Raw genomic sequence first — 21,915 nt, 5'->3', positions numbered from 1 at the left:
TGATACAGTGCCGATATGCCTAAATAGCTCCGTGCCATACGTTCACATACGCCCCGCCGGAGGCGAACTGAAGTATCCGGACCACCGACGGACCCGCAGTCATGCGGGTGCGTTTCCCCTGTCATAGTTTGTCCGCTCCGCCGGAAGCGGCCCCAATCCGGCCACTTTGGCACGTCCGTTTTTCCGCTGGCTCGACCGTCGCCAGTCGGCAGGCCGTGGGACGTCGCACTGGTGAGAGAACGGTCGGTCCAGTTGGCGCGCCCTACTCGGCCAGCCCGTAGCCGCGCTTGAACAGCAGGAGGTCGATCGCCAGCACGACCACGGTCACGCCAGTCAGGACGAGTAGCGAGGTGTTCGGGTCGATTTCCGTGACGCCAATCATCCCGTAGCGGACGCCGTTGACCATGTACACCATCGGGTTGAGCAAGGAGACGTTCCGCCAGAGGGGCGGCAGGACATCGAGCGAGTAGAACACAGCGCCGAAGAACACCAGCGGTCGGAGGATGAACTGGTTCATCACGGTGAGGTAGTCGAAGTCACTCGCCCAGAGGCCCCCGATAACACCGAGGCCGCCAAATAGTGTGGTGATAATCACCAGGAACGCGACCAGATACAGCGGATTGGCGACGGGGACGGACGTGAACACCAGCCCCACACCGACGATCAGCAGGGAGGTGACGATACCTCTGAGCGCGCTCGCCGAGACGTAGGCCGTCACCATACTGCGGTTCGACATCGGCGAGGTCAGCACCGCCTGGATGTAGTCGTTCCATCGCCCGTGGAAGATGGTAAAGGAGGCGTTCTCGAAGCTGTCCGAGATAGCTCCCAGAACCACGAGCCCCGGTAAGACGAACTGGAGGTAGCTCACGCCCGCAATCTCACCGATTCGGCTGCCGAGTATCACACCGAACACCGCGAAGTACAGCGTGTTCGTGATGATTGGGGGGAGGAACGTGTTGTACGGGCGTCGCACGAATCGGAGGATTTCCCGACGGACTAGCGTAACGAACTGGACCGTGTTCGTGTTCACGCCGACACCTCCGCGAACTCGCGGTCGTCACGGGTCAGGTTCACGAACACCTCTTCGAGCGAGGCCCGGCGGATGTCCAGCGAGGTGACGGTGTGGCCCTGGCGTTCGAGGTCGCGCATGAGTGCGGGTGCGGTCTGACTCCCGCCGGCAGCGGTGACGCTGAGGCCGTCGTCGGTGACGGCCACCTCGGTGACACCCTCGACGTCGAGTCGCGGCGCGGTCCGTGGCGGGTCGGCCAGCCCGATGTCGATGGTGTCGGTGCCCCGGGCCATCAGCTCGTCGGGGGCGGCGACCTCGACCTTTCGCCCGGAGTCCATGATAGCGACGCGGTCACAGAGGCGCTCGGCCTCCTCGATGTAGTGGGTCGTCAGCAGGATAGTGGTGCCCTCATCGTTCATCCGGTTGATAATCTCCCAGAGGTCGTGGCGCAGCTGGACGTCGACGCCGGCCGTGGGCTCGTCGAGAATCAGCAGGTCGGGGTCCGAGACCAGTGCGCGCGCGAGGACGAACCGGCGTTTCATCCCGCCCGAGAGCCAGTCGAAGCGGGTGTCGCGTTTCTCCCAGATACCCACCGTCTTGAGGGCCTCCTCGGCCCGGCGACTGGCCTCCTCGCTACCGATACCGTGGTAGCCGGCCTTGTGCTCCAGAACTTCGATGATGGGGAAGAAGCGGTCGACGTTGAACTCCTGTGGCGCCAGGCCGATGCGGTCCCGTGCCTCGCGGTAGTCGTCCTCGACGTCGTAGCCGAAGACCTCGGCGGTGCCGCTGTTCTTCTTGACGAGGCCGACGAGCGTGTTGATGAAGGTAGTCTTGCCCGCACCGTTGGGGCCCAGCAGGCCGAAGAACTCGCCGCGGTCGACGGTCAGGTCCAGCCCGGAAAGGGCCTGCACGTCGCCGTAGTTCTTGCGTAGCTCCCGTGTTCGAATCGCCGGTTCGGTCATTACCACTGGTAGCCGTCCGACACCGAAAAGCACATTGAACTGTACCGCCCGTGACACCCGTGTCAGCCGGTGACGCGGGTGTTACTGCCCCAGTCGCTCGCGAGAGACGGTGACCCCGGCGGGCGTGATGATGAGCTGGTCGTCGTCCTTCTGGACGATGTCGCCGCCGACCTCCTCGGCGACCTGCTTGAGCTCGTCACTGATACGTTCCATCGTGGTGTCCTGTGTGGAGTGGCGCGTGATGTCGGCCACGACGATGTCGCCGTCGTAGACGGCGTCCTTGATGTCGATGACGTCTTTCGACCCGCTGATGCGGGCGATACGTACCTGTCGCTCGGACTCGACGGCCCCGGTGTCGAAGTTGTCGGCGTTCAGTTCGACGTAGTCGTCCGTCTTCCGGGACGGCCCCGACTCGCCGAGAATCTTGCTCATTAGTCCCATATCACGGAGAGCGGGCGCTACCCGTTTCAACTTTACGTCAGACATGATGGCCGAGCGGGAGATTTGAACCGAACCCTCGCGTTTCCGGCCCTAAACCGAGAACTCGAAGAGGTCGTCGCCCACGTGGTGGATGGACTCGACGACCTTCCCCGACTCGCCGACCATATCCGACCCGTCGGCCATCGCCCGGCCGATAGCGAGGAACTTCCCGTGGGCCTCCTCGTTGATGGCGACGAGGTCGCCATCGCTGATGTCCTCGTCGGCCTCGGTGATGCCGGGGCGCATGATGTCGGCACCGTCGGAGACGAACGAGATTGCGCCCGTATCGACGGTGACGATATGTTTCTCCGGCGGATGGGCGTTGGCGCCCTGGACCGTGAGGAACGGTTCGTCCTCTTCGACATACAGGACGTAGGGCTCCCCGTCGACGAGGACGACGTCCCAGTCGCTGTCCTCGAACTCGACTTTCTCGAAGCTATCGGCGTCCAGTTCGACGCCGAGGTTGTCCGCGAGCGCGTCGGCGATGTCGTCGACCGCGTCCGAGCGGAGGTGGTGGCGCGATTTGACGTTCATACGAGCGACTGCGCGGTCGTCGGGGGTAAGCGTAACGAACGATGGCTGGCCGGACGCGAGTCTTTAGGTCCGGGCGGTCGTAGCCATCCCATGCGCGTCGTCACCCTGCTGCCGTCCGCCACGGAGATCGTCTACGCGCTCGGGGTCGAGCCGGTCGGGGTCTCACACGAGTGTGACTACCCGCCGGCGGCCCGCGAGCAGCCCTCGGTCAACCGCTCCCGGGTAGACCCGGAGGCCTCGAGCAGCGAGATAAACGAGCAGGTCGCCGAGGCCGAGGCGGGCGAGGGGGTCTACGCCGTCGACCGCGAGGCGCTCGCGGCGGTCGACCCCGACGTCGTCATCACGCAGGGCGTCTGTGACGTCTGTGCCGTCGACCACGTGCTGGTCGAGGACGCCGTCAGGGAGCTGGGGCTGGACGCCGAGGTGCTGACGCTGGACATCCACAGCCTCGATGGCCTCTTCGAGAGTATCCACCGCGTCGGCGCGGCCATCGACCGCGACGAGCGGGCGACCGAACTCGTGGCGAACCTTCGCGAGCGAGTGGCCGCCGTCGAGACGACCGCCGCGCGGGCGAGCGAAACCCCCAGTGTCGCCGTGCTGGACTGGCTGGACCCGGTGATGGTCGCGGGCCACTGGATTCCCGAGATGGTCGAGCTGGCCGGTGGCCAGTACGGGATGGCCGAGCACGGGGCGCACTCTCGGCCCCGCGAGTGGACCGAGGTCACGGAATACGACCCCGACGTGCTGGTGGCCGCACCCTGCGGGTTCGACATCGACCAGACCCGCGAGAACCTCGCCGACCTGACCGAGCGAACCGGTTTCGACGACTTCCGGGCGGTACGCGAGGAGCGCGCCTACGTGATGGACGGCCACCATTACGTGAACCGGTCGGGCCCGCGGCTGGTCGATACGCTGGAGTATCTGGCGTCGCTGTGTCACCCCGACCTGTTCGACGCGCCGCCGCGGGACGCCGTAGTCGAGCTGGCGCCGCTTCGGGCCTGACAACGGCGTTCAGACGGCTGCAGCCGAGACCGCCACGTAGAGATTTATCGCGACGACGCCGGAGCCAACGCCGAGGAGCCCGCCGAGCAGGACCCGCCACTGCGGCAGTTGTTCGACGGCGTCCTGGTATCTGAAGAGGACGAGCCCCACGACCAGCATGACGGCGCCTTTCAGCGCGACGACCAGGAGCGGGTCGTGGGCCAGCAGTGTCCGCACCAGCGGATTCGCCTCCGCCCAGAGGCCGGTAAAGTGCAGCGCGGCAAACGTCGAAAGCAGGTCGCCGGTCCCCCAGACGAACACGATACCGAAGACGAGTTCGACGTAGTCGGGGCGTTGGAGCCGTGCGGTGAGGGAGCGAGGCGACGAGGTGGACATTGAGAACGCTCTGGGACTACGTTGCAAATTCTGAACTGTAAAGTCCCGCTCCCAGTTATCGGCTGTGAGAACTGGCTACAGCTCACAGCGGCCGTCGTAGCTCGCCTCGGCGACGTCGTCGATAGCCGGGTCGTCGCCACAGACGGGACAGTCAGGGTTCGTCGCGATAGGCACCTCGTCGACCGACATCGAGCCGGCATCGAACGCCAGCAGGCGGCCTTCGAGAGGCTCGCCGTAGTCCATCGCGAGTTTGCAGACTTCGGTGGCCTGCAGACAGCCGATGGTCCCCGGGAGTACCCCCAGCACGCCGGCCGTCGAACAGTCGGGGACGGTGCCCGCTGGCGGCGCTTTCGGGAACAGACACCGGTAGCAGGGCCCCTCGCCGGTGAACGTCGTCACCTGCCCCTCGAAGCGGAAGACGGCGCCGTGAGAGAAGGGAACCCCAGCGAGTGTGCAGGCGTCGTTGACCAGAAAGCGAGTGGCGAAGTTGTCGGAGGCGTCGACGACGATGTCGTAGTCGTCGACGAGGGCAGCGGCGTTGTCGGCCGCCAGCCGCAGCTCGTGTGTGTCGACGGTCACGTCGGGGTTCAGGTCGGCCACGAAGTCGTGGGCGCTGTCGACCTTCGGCCGACCCACGTCGCTGTCGGCGTGAATAATCTGGCGCTGGAGGTTCGACCGCTCGACGCGGTCGTCGTCGACGATGCCGAGCCGGCCGATACCGGCGGCGGCGAGATACTGCAGGACCGGCGACCCCAGCCCGCCCGCGCCGACCACCAGCACGGCGGTGTCGAGCAGCGCCGCCTGCCCCGTCGGCCCCACGTCGTCCATGATGATGTGCCGGGAGTAGCGGTCGAGCTGTTCGGGGTCGAGGTCCGGTCGCATAGCGGCGTGTTGGCCACCGTCGGATATAAACGACGGGATGCGGGCGGTTCGACCGACACCGGCCAGCTCCCGCCGTTTCGGGGGCGGGACGAGACCGACTGTGCAAGATGTTGACCCGACGCTTATTTTCTTTGCCCACCAATTCAGAATATGAGTAGTGGCGAGGAGCCCGAGAAGGGGAGACGTAGCGGCATGGGCCTGCCCGTCCAGCCGCCGAAGCCGGGGACAGCGATGAGTATCTTCGTCCTGCTCGTCGGGTTCGCTATCGTCGGCGTCGGGGCCTACTCGTACGTCTCGGACTCGGCGGCACTGGCGGACAGGGCCCAGGTGACCGCCGAGGTCACCGAACTCGGTGTCGAAGAGGTAGAGGCGTCACGGGGCAGGGACGCCTACGTCCCGGTCGTGACGTTCCAGTACCAGTACGAGGGCACGAGCTACACGTCGGACAGACTCTATCCGGGGCGGTCACAACCGCAGTACGAGGACAGGGCCACGGCACAGTCGAAACTGTCCGAGTTCTCGGTCGGCCAGCGCGTGACGGCGTACGTCGACCCCGACATGCCGGGCCAGGCGTTCCTCGAAGACTCCCGGTCCGGGCTTCCAACCGGGGCCGTCCTGGTGGGGGTAGTCGTCGCGCTGGTCGGGGGCATCGGACTGTATCAGGCGCGGGCGCAAGCGCGCGTTCGTGACCTGCTGTCGTGACTGAAAACAGGTGCCAGCGTCGGCGTCTGACCGTTAGTTGTTCCGCTGGAGGTCCTCGACGAGGTCGTCCATCTTCCGGTTGATACCAGCTATCTGGTCGGTCTGACCCTCCGCCTCGTCGGCGATGTCGGCCGTCGCATCGGCGATGACCTCGGCGGCGTCGGTCGCCTGGTCGACCATACTCGCCACCTCCTCGGTGGAGGCGGCCTGCTGGTCCGTGGCGGTCGCGACCTCTTCGATACCGTGGTTGACCTCCCGGACGGCGTCGTCGATATCCGAGAGAATCTCCGTCGATTCCTCGACGGTCTCGATACCGTCGTCTATCTCCGCGTTGCTCGATTCGAGGCTGTCGACGGCGTTCTCGGTGTCGTCCTGGATGCCGTCTATCATCTGCTCGATGGCGGTCGCCTGTTGCTGGGACTCCTCGGCCAGTGATTTGACCTCGTCGGCGACGACGGCAAAGCCCTCGCCGGCCTCGCCGGCGCGTGCGGCCTCGATGGAGGCGTTCAGCGCCAGCATATTGGTCTGGTCGGCGATGTCGTTGATCACCTCGACGATCTCGTCTATCTCCTGGACGCTCTGCTGAATCGTGCGAACGTCCTGGGCGACGCTGTCGGCGGCCTGCTGGATGGCCTCCATCGCCTCGTGGACGTCTTCGGCGTTGTCCTGGCCCCGTTCGGCGAGCTGGGTGGCCTCGCGAGAGGCCGCCGAGACCTCCTCCGAGGAGGAGGCAATCTCCTCGACGGAGGCCGAGAGGTTCGAGACCTCGCCGGCGATTTCGGCCATCCCTTCGTACTGCTCGGCGGTCCGCTCGCGGATGTCGGATGTCTCCTGGGCGATGTCGACCGAGGAGTTCTCCAGTTTCGCCAGGAGCGTCTGAATCTCGCTGGCGGTCTCGTGGTCGTAGCCTGCCTGTTTGTCGATGTTCTCGGCGATATCGTCCTGGATATCGGCGTCGATATCGTCGTCGATATCGGCGCTTGCTGAGACGTCCGTACTCCCGAGTTCCGATTCGGCCATAACATGACCTGCAAAGGAGCACGTCATAAAAAGCGACATGCCTAATGGAATCAAAACTGAAAATCGAGCCGCCGCGAGACTATCAGCAGTCGTAGAGGTCCCGGTACTTCGCGTCGGCGTAGTCGAGGAAGTAGTCGGCGGTGAAGGACTCCCCGGTGGCCTCCCGGACGAGGTCGTCGGTCTCGTAGCGGGCGCCGTGACGATGGACGTTCTCGGTGAGCCAGTCGTGGATGTCGTCGAAGTCGCCGTCCCGAACTAGCGCGTCCACGTCGCCCACGTCGGCCCTGAGGTGGTGGTCCAGCTGGGCGGCGAGCACCGACCCGAGCGTGTACGTCGGGAAGTAGCCGATAGCGCCGTTGGTCCAGTGGATGTCCTGCAGACAGCCCTCGGCGTCGGTGTCGGGCCGCACACCGAGGTACTCGTCCATCTTCTCGTTCCAGACCTGTGGCACGTCCTCGACGGCCAGGTCGCCCCGAATCAGGTCCCGCTCTATCTCGGAGCGGAGGACGATGTGCATGTGATAGGTGAGTTCGTCGGCTTCGACCCGAATCAGGTTGTCCGGGTGGACCGTGTTGGCGGCCTCGTAGAACTCGCGGGGGGCGGCGTCGGTGCCGAGGTGGTCGTTCGCAGTGTCGGCAAACAGCTCCCAGAACGGCTGGGAGCGGCCGACGTGGTTCTCCCAGAACCGCGACTGGGACTCGTGGACCGAGAGGTCCCGGTTGTCGCCCAGCGGCGTGCCGTACTGCTCCTGTGGGAGGCCGAGCGTGTAGGTGGCGTGGCCGAACTCGTGGACGGTCGAGCCGACGGCGTCCATCGGGTCGTCGGGCTTGAAGCGGGTGGTGACGCGGGCGTCGAACTGCGTCCCCGTCGAGAACGGGTGGGGCGCGGTGTCCAGTCGGCCGTGGTCCCAGTCGTACCCCAGCGTGGAGAGGGCCTCCTCGACGAGCGCGTGCTGGGTGTCGTCGTCGTAGGTGCCCTCGAAGGGGTCAGCGAGCGTGACGCCGCTGTCGGCGATGTCGTCGATGAGCCCGACCAGTTCGTCCCGCAGCGTCGTCAGGACTTCTTCAGCAGTGTCGATACCGAGATACGGCTCGTACTCCTCGAAGAGGACCTCGTAGGGGTCCCGGTCGGGGTCGATGGCGGCGGCGTACTCCCGGCGGAGCTCGACCATCTCTTCGAGCGTGTCGGCGAACATCTCGAAGTCGTCCTCGGCCTTTGCCTCCTCCCAGACCGGCAAGGCGTTCGAGGACGCTTCGGAGATGCGTTCGACGAGGTCCGAGGGGACCCGCACCGCGCGCTCGTGGTCCCGGCGGACCTCGCGGACGACGGCCGCCTGCTCGGCGTCGAGGTCCGCCGCCTCGAGTTCGTCCAGCCACTCGCCCAGCTGGTCGTCGGTCAGCAGGTCGTGGTGCAGCGTCGAGAGCGCGGAGGACTGCTTTGCGCGGGCGGGCGTGCCGCCCTCGGGCATCATCACCTGCTGGTCCCACTGGAGGACGCTCCCGGCGTCGCCGACGTAGTGGAGCTGCCGGACGTGCTCTAGGAACTGCTCGTAGGTCTCGCTCGTCTCGGTCGTCGTTGCCATGGCAGGGGGTTAGACTGGCTGGCCTATAGACGCGTTGCCGGCGGAACGACTGGCCGTCACTGAGTCCGACGGCGCAGCCACGCCCCAGCGCCCAGCAGGAGACCGAGGAGTGCCGATGGAGCCCCGAATCCTGGAGCCGAAACGCCCGTTGCGGTCGGCTCGGGCGACTTCGCACCAGTAGCGGGTGTCCCTCCAGTCGACGGCGTGGCCGGAGACGGTGTCGCCCTCGAAGTGGATGCCGTAGCACCGAATTCGAACGTCCCGACCACGCCCGCGTGGTCCGAGGGCCAGACCTGGACTGTCTCGCCGTCGACCTCGACCTCGGTGCGGTCCCCCGGCTGGTCGCCGACGTGGCGAATAGCCGTCGGCGCGACCGCCCCGCGGTACAGCAGCGTGTCGATGCGTCGGGAAAGCAGTGACTCGTCGTTGCGCAGGTCCTTGGCCTGACAGCAGGTGGCGCCGTTCGCGTCGGGCCAAAGGTCGGGGTAGGGGTCGGTCAGCGACCCGGTCAGCAGGTCGTAGGCCGCCTCGCCCGGCGCGCTGTTGAGGTCGCCACAGACGACCACCGGCCCCGTCGCGGGGAGCGCGTCGAGCAGTTCGGTCGCCTGCCGGCGCCGGTACTGTGGCGAGGCCGACGACAGATGCGTCGAGACGACCCGGACGTCGACGTCGTCGACGGTCACGTCGGCCGCGCAGTAGCCCCGAGTGATGGGCAGCGTCCGGTCGCTCTCGGGTATCGGGAGTTCCAGCGTGGCGTCGTAGGTCGCCGATGTCGGGTCGGTCGTGTCGAGGTCGCTCCGGACGAGGAGCACGTCGCGGTCGGTGATACGGAGGTCGACCGGGCCGTCGTCGGTCTCGGCGGGCAGTTCGAAGTCGTTGGCCACCGACTCGGCGGCGACGGTGTAGTCGAGCCCCCGCTGGGCCAGTGCCGTCCGAATCCGGTCGAGCAGGTCGACTATCACCGCGCTCGAATCTGTGCCGTAATCACCCGGGTCCTGTCGTCGGAGCAGCACCGCTTCCTGCAGGGCCACCACGTCCGCGTCGACGGTCTCGACCGCCGCGGCGATGCTGTCGGCGCGGGCCGCGTACACCTCGGGTTCGATACCCGCGAGAAACCCGCCGGTAATCTCCCGTACATCGGCCAGTGAGTCCGCCCGCAGCAGCTCGGCGATGTCGAAGCCGAGATACGCGTTCTGGGTCATGACCGTCGCGACGGGGGACTGTCCGGCGGCTGTCCCGGTCGCGCCGACGAGTCCGACGGCGGTGGCGACCGTACTACCGAGGACGGCCCGACGAGTGACTGGCGAGCGCGTGGTGTCCGGCGAACGCATACACGGAAGACTGCGTAGAGCCGACGGAAATAATATCGGTTCCGATAGCGAGAGCGGCCCGGCTCAGCCCAGCCACTCGGTGACGACGCCGTCGTAGATGCGCCGGCAGCGTTCCAGCACGTCGAGCGAGACGCTTTCGGTCGCAGTGTGGGCCTCTCCGGGTTCGGCGGCCCCGACGACGACGCAGTCGGTGCCAGCGGCGGCGAGCCAGCCGGCGTCGGTCGCGTGTGGCTTGACGACGTGTTCGGGGTCGGCGTCCTGGGCCCCAGCGGCGGCGGCAAGCACCGCGTCGGCAAAGTCGGCGTCGCCACAGGCCATCGGCGGGAGGTCCTGGTCGACGCGCCAGGAGACGCCCGCGATATCTTCGACGCGTTCCAGGGGGGCGCGCTCGCCCGGCACCGTCCGCTCGTCGACGGTGGCATCGCAGTGTTCGGGGACGACGTTCCAGGCCGAGCCGCCGTCGATTTCGGTGACTGCCACGCTTCCCTGTAGCTCGTGGCCCAGCACCTCGGCAGTGGGAAATTCGAGGGCCCGGACCACGTCGACCGCGTCGGTCGCCCGGTAGATGGCGTTCTCGCCGGCGTCGACCTCGCTGGCGTGGGCCGCCTCGCCTTCGGCGACGATGGTCGACCCCCGCCGGCCCTTGTGCGCGACAGCCACGTCCGTGACCCCCGGGGCAGAGTAGCCCGTCGACCCCTCGACCACGACGGCGTAGTCGGTCTCGAACCCGTCCTCGATGGCGGCCCGACACCCCTCGCCGCCCTGTTCCTCGCCGGCGAAGGAGGCGAAGACGAGTTCGCCATCGGCGGGGTCTGCGGTGGCGAACGTCAGCATCGCCGCCGCGAGCGACCCCTTCATGTCGGCGGTGCCGCGGCCGTAGAGACGACCGTCCCGACGGTCGAAGAGATACGCCCCCGTGTCCTCGACCTGCGACTCGTCCGGCGGCACGACGTCGTGGTGACCCACTAGCGCGAGCGACTGCCCGCCCGCCCCCTTGCGGGCGATGACGTTGCCGTGGTGGTCGTGTTCGACGGCGGCTTCGGTGTGTTCACGGAGCCAGTCGGCGACGAAAGCGCCGGCGGCCGATTCGTCGCTGTCGGGGCCGCGGTGGCTGGGAATCGCGACGAGGTCCTCGGTGAGAGCGACGACGTCCATACCCGGGCGACGGCCGCGACGGGTTTGGTTCTTTTTCTACCGCAGTCCGGCGTACGCGACACCGAGGACGCTGCCGTAGGCGGCGTGCCACAGCAGGCTCGGCGGGGCGAAGTTCGGGAACGGCGGGGCCATCGGGAAGCCGATGGTCGAGAGCCACAGCGGCATCACGAGCGCCGCGAGGCCGACCCACGTGACGACGCCCCAGAGGAGCCCCAGCCCGACGACGGTGCCGGCAGAGCGGTCCTCGCCGACCGCCCGGACGATAGCGGCGAAGACGACCCCCAGGACGGCGCCGTGGGAGAGGTGGACGACCCAGCCGGCGATGCCGCCCGAAAGGCCGTACAGCGCGGGAATCGCGCCCGCAAGCACTGCCGCGTTCATAATCGATACGAGGACGCCCATCACGGCGGCCCCTGCGATACCTCCGACGACGCCCGCCTGCCAGTCTGCGAGGCGGACGCCGGTGTCGGTCGACGTAGAAGTGTCGGTTGCCATTGCACTCGGAGATGCGCCAGGTAGTATCAAATAGACGACCTGAAACCGCGAGCGGACCGCACGAGCACGGTAGCTTCAAGTACAGAACCGCACGACGCCTGCCTATTCATGGGCTCTTGATTCGAGAGGCAGGTATTGCCGCTCAAGTGCTGTGTCGCTGATGGCTATCCGGCCTCGGTCGGGTCGCCGGAACGGAAAGCTTCAGCTCCGTCACCACCGACCTGCGGGTCATGACCGCTACCGTCGTCGCCGCGGTGACCAACGCGGGGTTGCTCGGCGTGACCCACGCCGTCGAACCCGACCACGTCGCCCTGGTCCTCGCGTGGCTCGGGCTGGCCTGGCTCGTGCTCGGGCAGACGTCGTTCCCGCCGGTCTTCGACGCCGTCGGAACCGTCGGCGTCGTGCTGGGCCTGCTCGGAACCGCGATGGCGGTCGGCGGCCTGCGAACAGTGATTCGGACCGGCGAACACGACCACGGCACCGTCGCCTACCTCAAGACCGGCCTCGTCGGCGCACTGTTTACCCTCTCGCCGCCGGTGTCGATGATGGTCTTCGCGGCGACCCTGTTCCCCGATTTCGGGGGCGTCGTCGTCGCGCTGGCCGTCTGCACCTACGGTGTAGCCATCACCGCGACGATGAGTGCCATCGGGGCCGGGGACCGTTTTCGCCGCCACGAAGATTACCTCAGTTCGTTACAGCCACCAGTACGAGCCACGAGTTGACTATAGTAGCCATTGAAAATCAATGCACACCCGATCGCACGAAGACAGTGCGATCGGTGTGTAAATCGTTTCAATTGTTACTATAGCGCTGCCGTACCGACTCCACACCCTTTTCAACGCCTGCGACAAACCCCAGGTATGGAAATCGTCCCGGACACGAGCGTGGTCATCGACGGCCGCGTGTCCACACAGGTAGCCGCAGACGCCGATGCCGACAGCGAGGTCGACGGCATGGGCTTTGCGGGCGCGACGGTCGTCGTCCCCGAGGCGGTCGTCGGCGAGCTCGAAGCACAGGCCAACGACGGCCGAGAGACCGGCTGGGAGGGCCTCGAAGAACTGCAGGCGCTGGTTGAACTGGCCGACGACGGCACCATCGACGTGGAGTACGTGGGCCGACGGCCCGACGCCGTCGAGAAGCGCGACGCCGGCGAGGGCGAAATCGACGCGCTCATCCGCGATATCGCCGACGACCGGTCGGCGACGCTGGTGACGAGCGACGACGTGCAGGCGGAGGTCGCCCGCGCGAAGGGGCTCGACGTGGAGTACATCGAGCCACGCGGTCGGACCGTCGACCGACTGGAGATAGAGAACTTCTTCGACGAGGGGACGATGAGTGTCCACCTGAAAGTCGGGGTCAAACCGTACGCGAAGAAGGGCTCTATCGGCGACATGCACTACCAGCCCATCCGCGACAAGACCGCCACGGAGGAGGAACTCCGCGAGTACGCCGAGGATATCCTCGATGCGGCCCGCGATTCGGCCGAGGGCTTCCTCGAACTCGACGAGCCGGGGATGAGCATCGTCCAGTTCCGCGACATGCGAATCGCCATCGCCCGACCGCCCTTCTCCGACGCCCGTGAGATTACCGCCGTCCGGCCCATCGTCAAGACCGACCTCGACGACTACGAACACGCCGACGAGCTCCGGGATCGGTTCACGGAACACCAGCGCGGCGTCCTCATCTCGGGGTCGCCCGGCGCCGGGAAGTCCACGTTCGCCCAGGCCGTCGGGGAGTTCCTCGTCGATTCGGACTACTCGGTCAAGACGATGGAGAAACCGCGGGACCTCCAGGTCGGCCCGGAGATTACGCAGTACACCGCACTGGGCGGCTCGATGGAGAAGACCGCCGACTCGCTGCTGATGGTCCGGCCCGACTACACCATCTACGACGAGGTCAGAAAGACCGACGACTTCGAGGTCTTCGCCGACATGCGTCTGGCGGGCGTCGGAATGGTCGGGGTCGTCCACGCGACCCGGGCCGTCGACGCCCTCCAGCGGCTCATCGGCCGCGTGGAACTGGGACTCATCCCCCAGATCGTCGACACCGTCGTCTACATCGAGGCCGGACAGGTCCACACCGTCTACGACGTCAAGACCGAGGTCAAGGTCCCCCACGGCCTGATGGAAGAGGACCTCGCCCGCCCGGTCATCGTCGTCCGGGACTTCGAGACCGGCCAGCCCGAGTACGAGATTTACACGTTCAACCGCCAGGTCGTCACCGTCCCGCTCAACGAGGACGAGGACGAACAGGATTCGGGCGTCGACCGCCTCGCCAAACAGGAGGTCGAACGCGAGATTCGCTCCATCGCCCGCGGGCACGTGGACGTGGAACTGCGCGGTCCCAACAACGCGGTCGTCTGGGTCGAAGAGGACGACATCCCACAGGTCATCGGGAAGGGCGGGGGCCGCATCACCGACGTCGAGAACCGGCTCGGTATCGACATCGACGTGCGTACGTTAGACGAGAAGCCGACGGGCCCCTCCGGCGGCCCGCAGAAAGACAGCGGCGGCCAGCAGGGCGAAATCGTCCAGCCGGAGGTCACCTCCCGGCACGTGATGATTCCGCTCAACGGCCACGCCGGCGACACCGTCGAGGTGCAGGCCGACGGTGAATACCTCTTTACCGCGACGGTCTCCCGTGGCGGCGAGATTCAGGTCTCGCGTGGCTCCGGCATCGCCGAGGAACTGGAGCGGGCCATCGACCGGGGCAGTACGATTACCGTCGTGCCGTCGTAGCGGGATGGGTACGGCGGCTTTGCCGCCGTTTCACCGACTCCGACCGTAGGGAGGAGTCGGCCTTTTTCATCGACGTTTTTCGAGGAGTCCTCCCACAGCGAGCGAAGCGAGCGAGGAAGGACGACGATGAAAAAGGTCGGCGAGGTACAGGTCTCACGTGGCTCCGGCATCGCCGAGGAACTGGAGCGGGCCATCGACCGCGGCAGTACGATTACCGTCGTCCCATCGTAAGCATACGGCGAGCGGTGCGCGGTCCCGTGTGACCGCGAGAGACGAACGGTGCGAAGCACCGTGAGTCAGCGAGCCGTTTCACCGTCAGAGCGAAGCTCTGACGAGCCCTGCGGTCGCGGTGCTCCCGCAGGATACCGGAAGCGCGCCGACGGCGCGCTTCCGGCCTTTTTCGCCCACGTTTTTCGAGGAGCCCTCCCCGCAGTGAGCGAAGCGAACGAAGAAGGGCGACGATGAAAAAGGTGGAGGAGCCGGAGCGGGCTATCGACCGGGGCAGTACGATTACCGTCGTGCCGTCGTAGGAAGACAAGAGTACTGCGGTCGCGAGCGAGGAACGAGCAGGAGTTCGCCCGCGGAAGCGCCGTTCGAGTATATAAAAATTTCGACGGCTTGTCAGGTGCGCCAGCCGGGGGACGGTTCTTTTTGACGGGGCGTCATCGGGTGGCGTATGGCAGACGAGACTGACGACCGGCCGGGCAGTACCCGCCGGCGGTTTCTGGCGGGACTGGCCGCGGGCGGTGTCGCTTCCGTGGGAGGCTGTACGACGCTGCCGGCGTTTGGACAACAAGTCCGCTTCGGGTCGGTCGAGGAACCCGAAACGGGGCCGCCACGTTACCGCGACTGGATACCGGAGCCCGACGAGAGTGCCAGGCCCGGCGACCTGGACGGCGTTCGAACGAGCATGGAGTACGTCGTCCCCGGTTCCCGAGGCGAAGACCTGCTTGGCACGCCCTACGGCGGGAAGGGGGTCAAACCGGGGATGGACTACGTCGGCGTGGGCCTCTCGGCGTTCGAGTGGGCAGTCGAAGCCCGGGGCAGCGTCGTGGCGAAGGGGTCGGTGGCCACGGACACCGTCCAGGCGGCGTTAGAGGGAACCGGATACGAACAGTACGACAGCTACGAGGGATACACGGTCTACGAGCGTGGCGACCTCCAGCAGGTCGTCGCCCACGGGGACGACTACGTGCTCTTCTCGGGCTATTTCGACGAGCCGATGCAGTTCGTCGGCCCGATGATAGACGCCGGGGAAGGGCGCCACACTCGCTTCCACGAAGCCGAGCCCCAGTTCGAGCGGATGACCGACAGCGTCCGTGCGCCGCCGTGGACACACATCCGACCCGGGACGTTCACCGTCGACGGGTCCAGAGCCCTTCTGGAGGCCCGCAGCGTCGACTTCGGCGAGTCCACGGTGTACCCCAGTCGGAGCTTCCTGTTCGCGGACGACGCCGACGTGTCGAAACAGGACATCAGAGCCCGCATCAGCGAGTACCCCGAGGCGTTAGAGGCCAACCGCGTCGAGTTGACCGTCGATGACAACCTGGCAACTGCCGTCGCGACGATGCCGCCGGACACCTTTCGGAATATGGATAGCATCGCGCTCTACGACCAGCCCATCATCACGTGGGGACTCGAGTGGGACCCTGGCGACGAGGCGGCCGTGCTCACCCACGAGGCCGGCGATTCGGTCGATGCCGAGACGTTCAGAGTGTATCTGAAGGACATCTCGGCGGCGGACGAGGACGGGACGGACGGCCCACGGCCGCCCGACCCCGCCGACGACCAGTTCAGCGACAGTTTCGACCGACTCGGGCCGGGCGACTCGCTGTCGGTCGACGTGAGCGACATCGAGACGTGGCAGATAAGCGTGCGCGGGGAGCCGGCCGGCACGGAGTACACGTGGGGCGAATTCGGCTACTTCCCGCCGAGTCTGCGGGACAATCTGGATGGATGACGTCATGTCCCTGTGCGTTCCGACGCCACGACGCGACCGCGGAAGCGTCCCGCGAACGAACCGTCTGCGAACCGATGCCGATTATACGCCGGAGATGACAACGGAAGAAACGGTGAGCGAGGAGCGCGACTTCGGAACGGTAGTCAGCCTCTTCGGAGACGAGTACGCGAGAGCCATCCTCACCGCGGCGAGCGACGAGCCACTGACCGTGCAGGAACTGAGCGACATGACCGGCGCCTCACCGTCGACGCTGTATCGGCGCGTCGAGCGGCTCGTTGCGGTCGGCTTCCTGGACGAACAGACCCGGGTGCGCCCGGACGGTCACCACGATTCCGTCTACAGCACGGTTCTGGCTGAGTTCAACATCACACTCGAGGACGGACGCTTCGAGTTCGAGGTCGAGACCGGTACTGAGGAGGACCCGGCAGACAGACTACAGCGGCTCTGGAGTGATTTCTGATGGTGTTCGAGACAACTGTGTACGGCTTTCGCGTCATCGAGCTCATCGCCAGCGCCTTCGCCACCGGCTCCGTGGCGGTCGGGTTGTACATCGGCTACCGCTCGCTGCAGAGCTTCTACCGACACGGTGACCCGTCGATGCGGTATCTCGCGGTCGGCCTGCTGTTGCTGACCGCCGTCACCTACACGCTCACCTTCGTCGGGTCGATGCTGCTGCAGTTTCGGGTGCTCTCGCTCCCACAGCAGGACTACTTCCTGACGGTGAGCCACGTCACGCAGTTCGCCGGGCTGGTGTGTATCGCTTACGCGCTCCACCGGCGAGATTGAGTTTTGTTTCGTTTTTCGCGTTAAAACCCCGTCAAAATAGCGTAAGTAACTCCACATCCATAGATAGCAATAGAATATAAGGACATTCCCCGACGTATGTCCACAGAACTTTTGTACTACTCCGTGGTTGGTATTGACATGGCAGTCAACGAATCACATACCGTCGAATCGACCGTCCCCCCGACTGCGCCGGATACCCCGACGATGACGAGCGACCGCTACTGTCGCCACTGTTCCGAAATCGCGCTGGCGTACGACCCGGCCGCCAACCGAGCCCGCTGTCGCTCCTGCGGTGAGCTGGCATGAGTAGCCGGAGACGAAAACGGGCGACGCTCGGGAGCGATTCGGAGCGTGGCTGTGGGTTCTGCGGGCAGCGGTACGGCGACCGGCGAAGCTGTCCGGCCTGTACGGACGGAAAGCGATAGAAGAGTCAGTCCGAGATGGCGGGGTCGGCCTGTTCGGCCGGCGGCTCGTTCAGTTCGTAGAGGTTCTGTCGGGCGTCCGCGAAGTAGACGTCTTCCTCGACAACGCCGACCTCGTCGAGTCGTTCGAGCGCATAGCGGACCGTGCGTGCCGAGAGCATCGACTCTTCGACGATGCCTTTCTGTGTCAGCGGCCCGTCGTACTCCAGTACCTTGTAGACGAGCTTCGCGCTGGGTGGGAGATCCGAGATACCCTCGCCATCGGTTTCCGTCATTAGCTCCTACGAATGTCGCCGGATGCATAAAGATTGAGGAGTGGTTGCGTCAGACGCGTTGGACAGGTTCTGTCCCGGAACCGCGCCCCTTTTGGTGGCGGGTCGGGAAACTGTGAATATGGCTACGGAATCGGCGGACGGAATGAGTTCCCACATGCGGGGGCTCACTGTCACGACGATAACGGCGATCGCCGGCATCGCCGCGGCGTTCGTGTCGAACGCCGTGGCGAGCGGCGCGACCGACACGCTCGCGCTGGTCGTCGTCCTCGCCGCCATCTTCGTGCAGCTCCCGCTGTTGCGGGGTATCGGTATCCTTGACGACGACTTCTCGGGGAAAGACTACCTCTATATCTCCTTCATGACCTTCGCGCTCTGGTTCGTGTCGTGGGGAATCCTGCTGACTGCGGGGGCCTGAGATGGCCGACGACAGCATCGCAGTGGTCGACCTGGAGCGGTGCCAGCCCGACCGCTGTAACTACGAGTGTATGAACTACTGCCCGCCCAACCGGAGCGGGAAAGAGTGCATCACCAAGCGTAGCGACACCTACGAGGAAGACGAGGAGTTCGAGGGCAAGCCCGACCAGGTCCGTATCTCCGAGGAGATATGTCTGGGCGAGAGCTGCGGTATCTGTGTCAACAAGTGCCCGTTCGACGCCATCGAGATTATCAACCTCCCACAGGAACTGGACGACGAGCCAGTCCACCGCTACGGCGAGAACGCCTTCGCGCTGTACGGGCTCCCGTCGCCGGCGGAGGGACAGGTAACCGGCATTCTCGGGCCCAACGGTATCGGGAAGACCACCGCCGTCCGCATCCTCGCCGACGAGATGGCCCCGAATCTGGGCCAGTACGGCGCCGAGCCCAGCTGGGACGAGATTCTCGACGAGTATCGGGGCACCGCCCTGCAGGACTACCTCGAACAGATGCGGGACGGCGACGTGACCGTCGCCCGGAAACCCCAGTACGTCGACCGCATCCCCGACCAGTTCGACGGGCCGGCCCGCGAGTTATTGGAACAGACCGACGAGCGCGGGGCGCTGGACGAGCTCATCGACCGCACCGGTATCCGCCCGGTCGTCGACAACCACATCGACGACCTCTCGGGCGGTGAACTCCAGCGGGTCGCCCTGGTCGCGACGCTCGCAAGAGATGCGGACTTCTACTTCCTCGACGAGATCACGCCGTATCTGGACATCGGCCAGCGGATGACCGCCGCCCGCCTGATTCGGGAACTCGCCGAGGAGGGCGACCGGTCGATGCTCGTCGTCGAGCACGACCTCGCCATCCTCGACCTGCTGGCGGACAACATCAACATGGCGTACGGTTCGCCAGGGGCGTTCGGTATCATCACACCGCCGAAATCGACGAAGAAGGGTATCAACGAGTACCTCTCGGGCTATCTCGAGAACGAGAACATGCGGATTCGACAGACGGAAATCGAGTTCGAGGAACACGCGCCCCGTCCGGGGTCGACCGGCGACGTCGTTATCGAATACCCCGAACTCACCAAGTCCTACGGCGACGGCGAGTTCACGCTCGACGTCGACGCGGGCACTATCCGCGAGAGCGAAGTGCTGGGCGTCGTGGGACCCAACGGTATCGGGAAGTCGACGTTCGCGAAGATGCTCGCTGGTCGGCTCGAACCCACGACCGGCGAGGTCGACAGCCGGCTCGACATCGCATACAAGCCACAGTACATCGAGATAGACCAGCCGATGCGGGTCGACGCCTTCCTCTCCTCGATTACCGACGACTTCGGCAGTTCCTACTGGACGACCGAAATCGCCGACCCGCTCCAGCTCGACGCGGTGATGGAGCAACAACTGACGGACCTCTCGGGCGGGGAGCGCCAGCGCGTGGCTATCGCGGCCTGTCTCTCGAAGGACGCCGACCTCTACCTGCTGGACGAGCCCTCGGCACACCTCGACGTCGAGCAGCGTGTGCTTGCCACCTCCGCCATCCGCAGGTACGCCGAGAACCACGACGCGACGGCGCTGGTCATCGACCACGACATCTACATGATAGACCTGCTCGCCGACCGGCTGCTCGTCTTCGACGGCGAACCGGCGAAGTCGGGCCACGCCGCGCCGCCACAGGGGATGCGCGAAGGGATGAACGAGTTCCTCGCGAACCTCGACATCACCTTCCGCCGCGACGAGCGAACCTCCCGACCGCGCATCAACAAGCCCGACTCACAGCTCGACCGGAAACAGAAGAAGGCCGGCGAGTACTACTACGCGCCCGACGAGAACTGAACTGGCAAAACATACGGCGAGCGCAGCGAGCCGTTTCCCCGAACCCGAACGGAGTCGTTCGAAAGGCGCTTCGCGCCTTTCGTGATGACGAGAGAGCTTCGCTCTCTCGAACCATGAGGATTCGGCCTTTTTCATGAACGTTTTTCGAGGCGTGGTGCGCGAACGGAGTGAGCGCACCCAACGATGAAAAAGGTTCGCGGGGACGACTACGCGCCCGACGAGAACTGAGGTACCACCTACGTAGAGCAATCGTATGGGACGGAGCAAACGAACGGTCGTCGCCCGGGACCTGTTCGTCGGAGCGTCGAGCGTCGTGACGGCACTGTTGATAGCGTATTCGCTCGGTGAGCCGACGATATGGCCGCTCGGCGTTTTCGCTGCCGTATTCGGTGTCGTCCTCTGTGCGGCGGTCGACCGGAGCGCCGCGGGCGTCTGGGAACTCACAGCCGGGCTGTTGGGTAGCATCCTCGTGTTGGCTGCGGTGCTGTGGTGGCTTGTGCCCGGCACACCGGAGGGGGTGTTACCGCCGCTGGTGTTCGGGCTCGGCGTCGGAACAGCACTGAATCGGCTGCTGTTCGGCGTCGTCTATCCGCTGCCCGAGGCGCGTCGCGAACGCGAACACGTCGCGTAACCACTCTGGACGTATTTCGAAAGGGTGTGGGGAGAACACACGGTGGGGGGTGGCAGGCCTACGCGGCAGGGTCACTCGTGTCGCCGGTCTCGGAACCGGCGACGGCATCGTCGAGTCCGTCCGCGACCTCGTCGGGGTCGAACTCCTCGTCGGGCCGGAGCTCCCGGTCAGGAGAGTCCCCCGACTGTGTTTCGGTGACCGATTCGTCGCCAGTGACTGCGACGAAGATGTCACCGAGCTCTGCAATTCGGTCGCTTGACTGACTCGTGCTCATCGCGACTGTAGCTATACACTGCGAGGGCGTAGCTTCGGCACCTAACAAGTTAGGCGCATCGCAGTCGGGCGATCAGAGGACGGTTCGCTGGCAAGAGCCACACAGCGAGGGCTCCTTGACGTCGACCTGTCGCACCGTCGGGGAGAAGTTCATCACACAGCGCTTGTTGTCGCAGTGTTCGAGCCCGAGCGTGTGGCCGATCTCGTGGACGACCTCCTTGCGGACACGGGCGGAGAAGATGTCGCTGGCCGACTGGTTCGAGAAGCCGCCGTCCGAGGAGGTCTGGAGCCGATAGGTGGATATCACGCTGCCGGAGCCACTGAGATATGCGAGACCGAAGACGTAGTTCCGACGGCGGTAGAAGAGGTCCTTCGGGGTGATGGCGATGTTCTTGTCGCCCGAGCCGACCCGTCGCGCGAGGTCGATGAACTCCTCGGCCCGGTACTGGTCGCGGTCGCTGTGGTACGCACCGGCGGGGACCGACTGCGGTTCGTGCATGGAGACCTCGCAGTCGTATGTCTCACGGAGGCCCTCCGAGGCCTCCCGCTTTACGAGGCTGGAGACCTCGCCCACCGGTACGATGTCGACGTGCATGCGAACCCATAAACGCCACCGGGCCATAAGTTTCCCGCCGTGGCAGCGCCCGTGACCGCACTCGTTACCCGACTCTCGGACGTCGATTCCGTCGTCGAAGTCGGCGTCGGCAACCGGCACGACGTCGCCGTCGACCTGGCCGAGCGAGGCGTCGACGTGACCGCGACCGATATCCGCGAGCGGTCGGTCCCCGACCCCGTTGCCTTCGTCAGTGACGACGTGACCGAGCCGACACTGTCGGTCTACGAGGGGGCAGACGTCCTCTTCGCTCGCAACCTGCCGCCCGAACTCCAGCGGCCCGTCCGGGACGTGGCACGGCGGGTCGGCGCGGCCTGCTGGTTCACCACGCTAGGCGGCGACCCGGTCGTCGTGCCGGCCGAGGCCGAACAACTGCCCGGCGGTGTGGTGCTGTACCGGGCGGTCGACGGTCCGGGGCAGAGATAGCAAGGCG

At 65.8% G+C, this 21,915-nt stretch carries 26 protein-coding genes; 12 read left to right on the top strand and 14 right to left on the bottom strand.

Annotated features, from left to right (window positions below; genetic code table 11):
* Nucleotides 1-262: 262 nt before the first annotated feature.
* From EGD98_RS00390 to EGD98_RS00375, 4 genes are all read right to left on the bottom strand, one after another.
* Nucleotides 263-1,030: an ABC transporter permease gene (locus EGD98_RS00390; protein WP_220586369.1), complete on the bottom strand. Its 768-nt coding sequence runs from the start codon at nucleotides 1,028-1,030 to the stop codon at nucleotides 263-265.
* The gene (locus EGD98_RS00385) at nucleotides 1,027-1,971 is read right to left on the bottom strand and encodes an ABC transporter ATP-binding protein (RefSeq protein ID WP_220586368.1); all 945 of its coding nucleotides are present in this window, start codon (nucleotides 1,969-1,971) and stop codon (nucleotides 1,027-1,029) included. Before EGD98_RS00385 ends, EGD98_RS00390 begins: the two co-directional genes overlap by 4 nt.
* 81 nt (nucleotides 1,972-2,052) lie before the next feature.
* Nucleotides 2,053-2,412, bottom strand: a complete 360-nt coding sequence (locus EGD98_RS00380; protein ID WP_220586367.1) for a cell division protein SepF — start codon at nucleotides 2,410-2,412, stop codon at nucleotides 2,053-2,055.
* Between the two features lie 90 nt (nucleotides 2,413-2,502).
* Entirely contained in the window at nucleotides 2,503-2,985 is a 483-nt protein-coding gene (locus tag EGD98_RS00375) for an RNA-binding protein (RefSeq protein ID WP_220586366.1), read from the bottom strand.
* Nucleotides 2,986-3,075: 90 nt separating this feature from the next.
* Here EGD98_RS00375 and EGD98_RS00370 point away from each other — a divergent pair, with 90 nt between their 5' ends.
* The gene (locus tag EGD98_RS00370) at nucleotides 3,076-3,987 is read left to right on the top strand and encodes a cobalamin-binding protein (protein WP_220586365.1); all 912 of its coding nucleotides are present in this window, start codon (nucleotides 3,076-3,078) and stop codon (nucleotides 3,985-3,987) included.
* A gap of 9 nt (nucleotides 3,988-3,996) precedes the next feature.
* Here EGD98_RS00370 and EGD98_RS00365 read toward each other — a convergent pair whose 3' ends face one another.
* Nucleotides 3,997-4,362, bottom strand: coding sequence for a DUF5658 family protein (locus EGD98_RS00365; RefSeq protein ID WP_220586364.1), 366 nt, complete (start codon nucleotides 4,360-4,362; stop codon nucleotides 3,997-3,999).
* A 75-nt stretch (nucleotides 4,363-4,437) separates the two neighbouring features.
* Nucleotides 4,438-5,244, bottom strand: a complete 807-nt coding sequence (gene ubaA / locus EGD98_RS00360) for an SAMP-activating enzyme E1 (RefSeq protein WP_220586363.1) — start codon at nucleotides 5,242-5,244, stop codon at nucleotides 4,438-4,440.
* A gap of 150 nt (nucleotides 5,245-5,394) precedes the next feature.
* Between ubaA and EGD98_RS00355 the strand changes: the two genes are divergently transcribed.
* Complete coding sequence (locus EGD98_RS00355) at nucleotides 5,395-5,946, top strand: DUF3592 domain-containing protein (RefSeq protein WP_220586362.1); 552 nt, start codon at nucleotides 5,395-5,397, stop codon at nucleotides 5,944-5,946.
* 33 nt (nucleotides 5,947-5,979) lie between these two features.
* On the opposite strand, the gene EGD98_RS00350 is transcribed toward EGD98_RS00355, so the two are convergent.
* The 5 genes from EGD98_RS00350 to EGD98_RS00330 form a co-directional block, all read right to left on the bottom strand.
* Nucleotides 5,980-6,966 (bottom strand): methyl-accepting chemotaxis protein, encoded by a 987-nt coding sequence (locus EGD98_RS00350; RefSeq protein ID WP_220586361.1) that lies wholly within the window; start codon nucleotides 6,964-6,966, stop codon nucleotides 5,980-5,982.
* Nucleotides 6,967-7,048: 82 nt separating this feature from the next.
* The gene (locus EGD98_RS00345) at nucleotides 7,049-8,548 is read right to left on the bottom strand and encodes a carboxypeptidase M32 (RefSeq protein WP_220586360.1); all 1,500 of its coding nucleotides are present in this window, start codon (nucleotides 8,546-8,548) and stop codon (nucleotides 7,049-7,051) included.
* Between the two features lie 56 nt (nucleotides 8,549-8,604).
* Nucleotides 8,605-9,879: an endonuclease/exonuclease/phosphatase family protein gene (locus tag EGD98_RS00340; protein ID WP_220586359.1), complete on the bottom strand. Its 1,275-nt coding sequence runs from the start codon at nucleotides 9,877-9,879 to the stop codon at nucleotides 8,605-8,607.
* Nucleotides 9,880-9,942: 63 nt separating this feature from the next.
* A complete protein-coding gene (locus EGD98_RS00335; RefSeq protein ID WP_220586358.1) occupies nucleotides 9,943-11,034 on the bottom strand; it encodes a M20 family metallopeptidase in 1,092 nt (363 codons plus the stop codon).
* A gap of 36 nt (nucleotides 11,035-11,070) precedes the next feature.
* Nucleotides 11,071-11,529 carry a histidine kinase gene (locus EGD98_RS00330; protein ID WP_220586357.1) on the bottom strand — a complete coding sequence of 153 codons (459 nt, stop codon included), beginning with the start codon at nucleotides 11,527-11,529 and terminating at the stop codon, nucleotides 11,071-11,073.
* Between the two features lie 230 nt (nucleotides 11,530-11,759).
* On the opposite strand from EGD98_RS00330, the gene EGD98_RS00325 reads away from it, so the two are divergent.
* From EGD98_RS00325 to EGD98_RS00300, 6 genes are all read left to right on the top strand, one after another.
* Nucleotides 11,760-12,251 (top strand): hypothetical protein, encoded by a 492-nt coding sequence (locus EGD98_RS00325; protein WP_220586356.1) that lies wholly within the window; start codon nucleotides 11,760-11,762, stop codon nucleotides 12,249-12,251.
* Between the two features lie 138 nt (nucleotides 12,252-12,389).
* On the top strand, nucleotides 12,390-14,267 hold the full coding sequence (locus EGD98_RS00320) for a PINc/VapC family ATPase (protein ID WP_220586355.1): 1,878 nt from the start codon (nucleotides 12,390-12,392) through the stop codon (nucleotides 14,265-14,267).
* 676 nt (nucleotides 14,268-14,943) lie between these two features.
* Entirely contained in the window at nucleotides 14,944-16,227 is a 1,284-nt protein-coding gene (locus tag EGD98_RS00315) for a hypothetical protein (protein ID WP_220586354.1), read from the top strand.
* Nucleotides 16,228-16,321: 94 nt separating this feature from the next.
* On the top strand, nucleotides 16,322-16,687 hold the full coding sequence (locus tag EGD98_RS00310) for a winged helix-turn-helix domain-containing protein (protein WP_236039209.1): 366 nt from the start codon (nucleotides 16,322-16,324) through the stop codon (nucleotides 16,685-16,687).
* Nucleotides 16,687-17,013 carry a DUF7521 family protein gene (locus tag EGD98_RS00305; protein WP_220586352.1) on the top strand — a complete coding sequence of 109 codons (327 nt, stop codon included), beginning with the start codon at nucleotides 16,687-16,689 and terminating at the stop codon, nucleotides 17,011-17,013. The genes EGD98_RS00310 and EGD98_RS00305 overlap by 1 nt, the downstream gene beginning before the upstream one ends.
* 138 nt (nucleotides 17,014-17,151) lie before the next feature.
* Nucleotides 17,152-17,319 carry a hypothetical protein gene (locus tag EGD98_RS00300; RefSeq protein WP_220586351.1) on the top strand — a complete coding sequence of 56 codons (168 nt, stop codon included), beginning with the start codon at nucleotides 17,152-17,154 and terminating at the stop codon, nucleotides 17,317-17,319.
* A 124-nt stretch (nucleotides 17,320-17,443) separates the two neighbouring features.
* On the opposite strand, the gene EGD98_RS00295 is transcribed toward EGD98_RS00300, so the two are convergent.
* Nucleotides 17,444-17,710 (bottom strand): MarR family transcriptional regulator, encoded by a 267-nt coding sequence (locus EGD98_RS00295; protein ID WP_220586350.1) that lies wholly within the window; start codon nucleotides 17,708-17,710, stop codon nucleotides 17,444-17,446.
* Between the two features lie 118 nt (nucleotides 17,711-17,828).
* Between EGD98_RS00295 and EGD98_RS00290 the strand changes: the two genes are divergently transcribed.
* From EGD98_RS00290 to EGD98_RS00280, 3 genes are all read left to right on the top strand, one after another.
* Nucleotides 17,829-18,125 carry an EMC6-like membrane protein gene (locus EGD98_RS00290; protein ID WP_220586349.1) on the top strand — a complete coding sequence of 99 codons (297 nt, stop codon included), beginning with the start codon at nucleotides 17,829-17,831 and terminating at the stop codon, nucleotides 18,123-18,125.
* Nucleotide 18,126: 1 nt separating this feature from the next.
* On the top strand, nucleotides 18,127-19,965 hold the full coding sequence (locus EGD98_RS00285; RefSeq protein ID WP_220586348.1) for a ribosome biogenesis/translation initiation ATPase RLI: 1,839 nt from the start codon (nucleotides 18,127-18,129) through the stop codon (nucleotides 19,963-19,965).
* Nucleotides 19,966-20,218: 253 nt separating this feature from the next.
* Entirely contained in the window at nucleotides 20,219-20,596 is a 378-nt protein-coding gene (locus EGD98_RS00280; protein WP_220586347.1) for a hypothetical protein, read from the top strand.
* Nucleotides 20,597-20,654: 58 nt separating this feature from the next.
* On the opposite strand, the gene EGD98_RS00275 is transcribed toward EGD98_RS00280, so the two are convergent.
* A complete protein-coding gene (locus EGD98_RS00275) occupies nucleotides 20,655-20,870 on the bottom strand; it encodes a hypothetical protein (protein ID WP_220586346.1) in 216 nt (71 codons plus the stop codon).
* Nucleotides 20,871-20,942: 72 nt separating this feature from the next.
* Nucleotides 20,943-21,464 (bottom strand): archaemetzincin family Zn-dependent metalloprotease, encoded by a 522-nt coding sequence (locus EGD98_RS00270; RefSeq protein WP_220586345.1) that lies wholly within the window; start codon nucleotides 21,462-21,464, stop codon nucleotides 20,943-20,945.
* Nucleotides 21,465-21,515: 51 nt separating this feature from the next.
* On the opposite strand from EGD98_RS00270, the gene EGD98_RS00265 reads away from it, so the two are divergent.
* Nucleotides 21,516-21,908, top strand: coding sequence for a UPF0146 family protein (locus EGD98_RS00265; RefSeq protein ID WP_328761449.1), 393 nt, complete (start codon nucleotides 21,516-21,518; stop codon nucleotides 21,906-21,908).
* The last annotated feature ends 7 nt before the right edge of the window (nucleotides 21,909-21,915 follow it).

The organism is Haloarcula salinisoli (assembly GCF_019599405.1).
GTDB classification, from domain to species: domain Archaea; phylum Halobacteriota; class Halobacteria; order Halobacteriales; family Haloarculaceae; genus Haloarcula; species Haloarcula salinisoli.
This window is presented reverse-complemented; position numbering and strand designations above follow the sequence as displayed.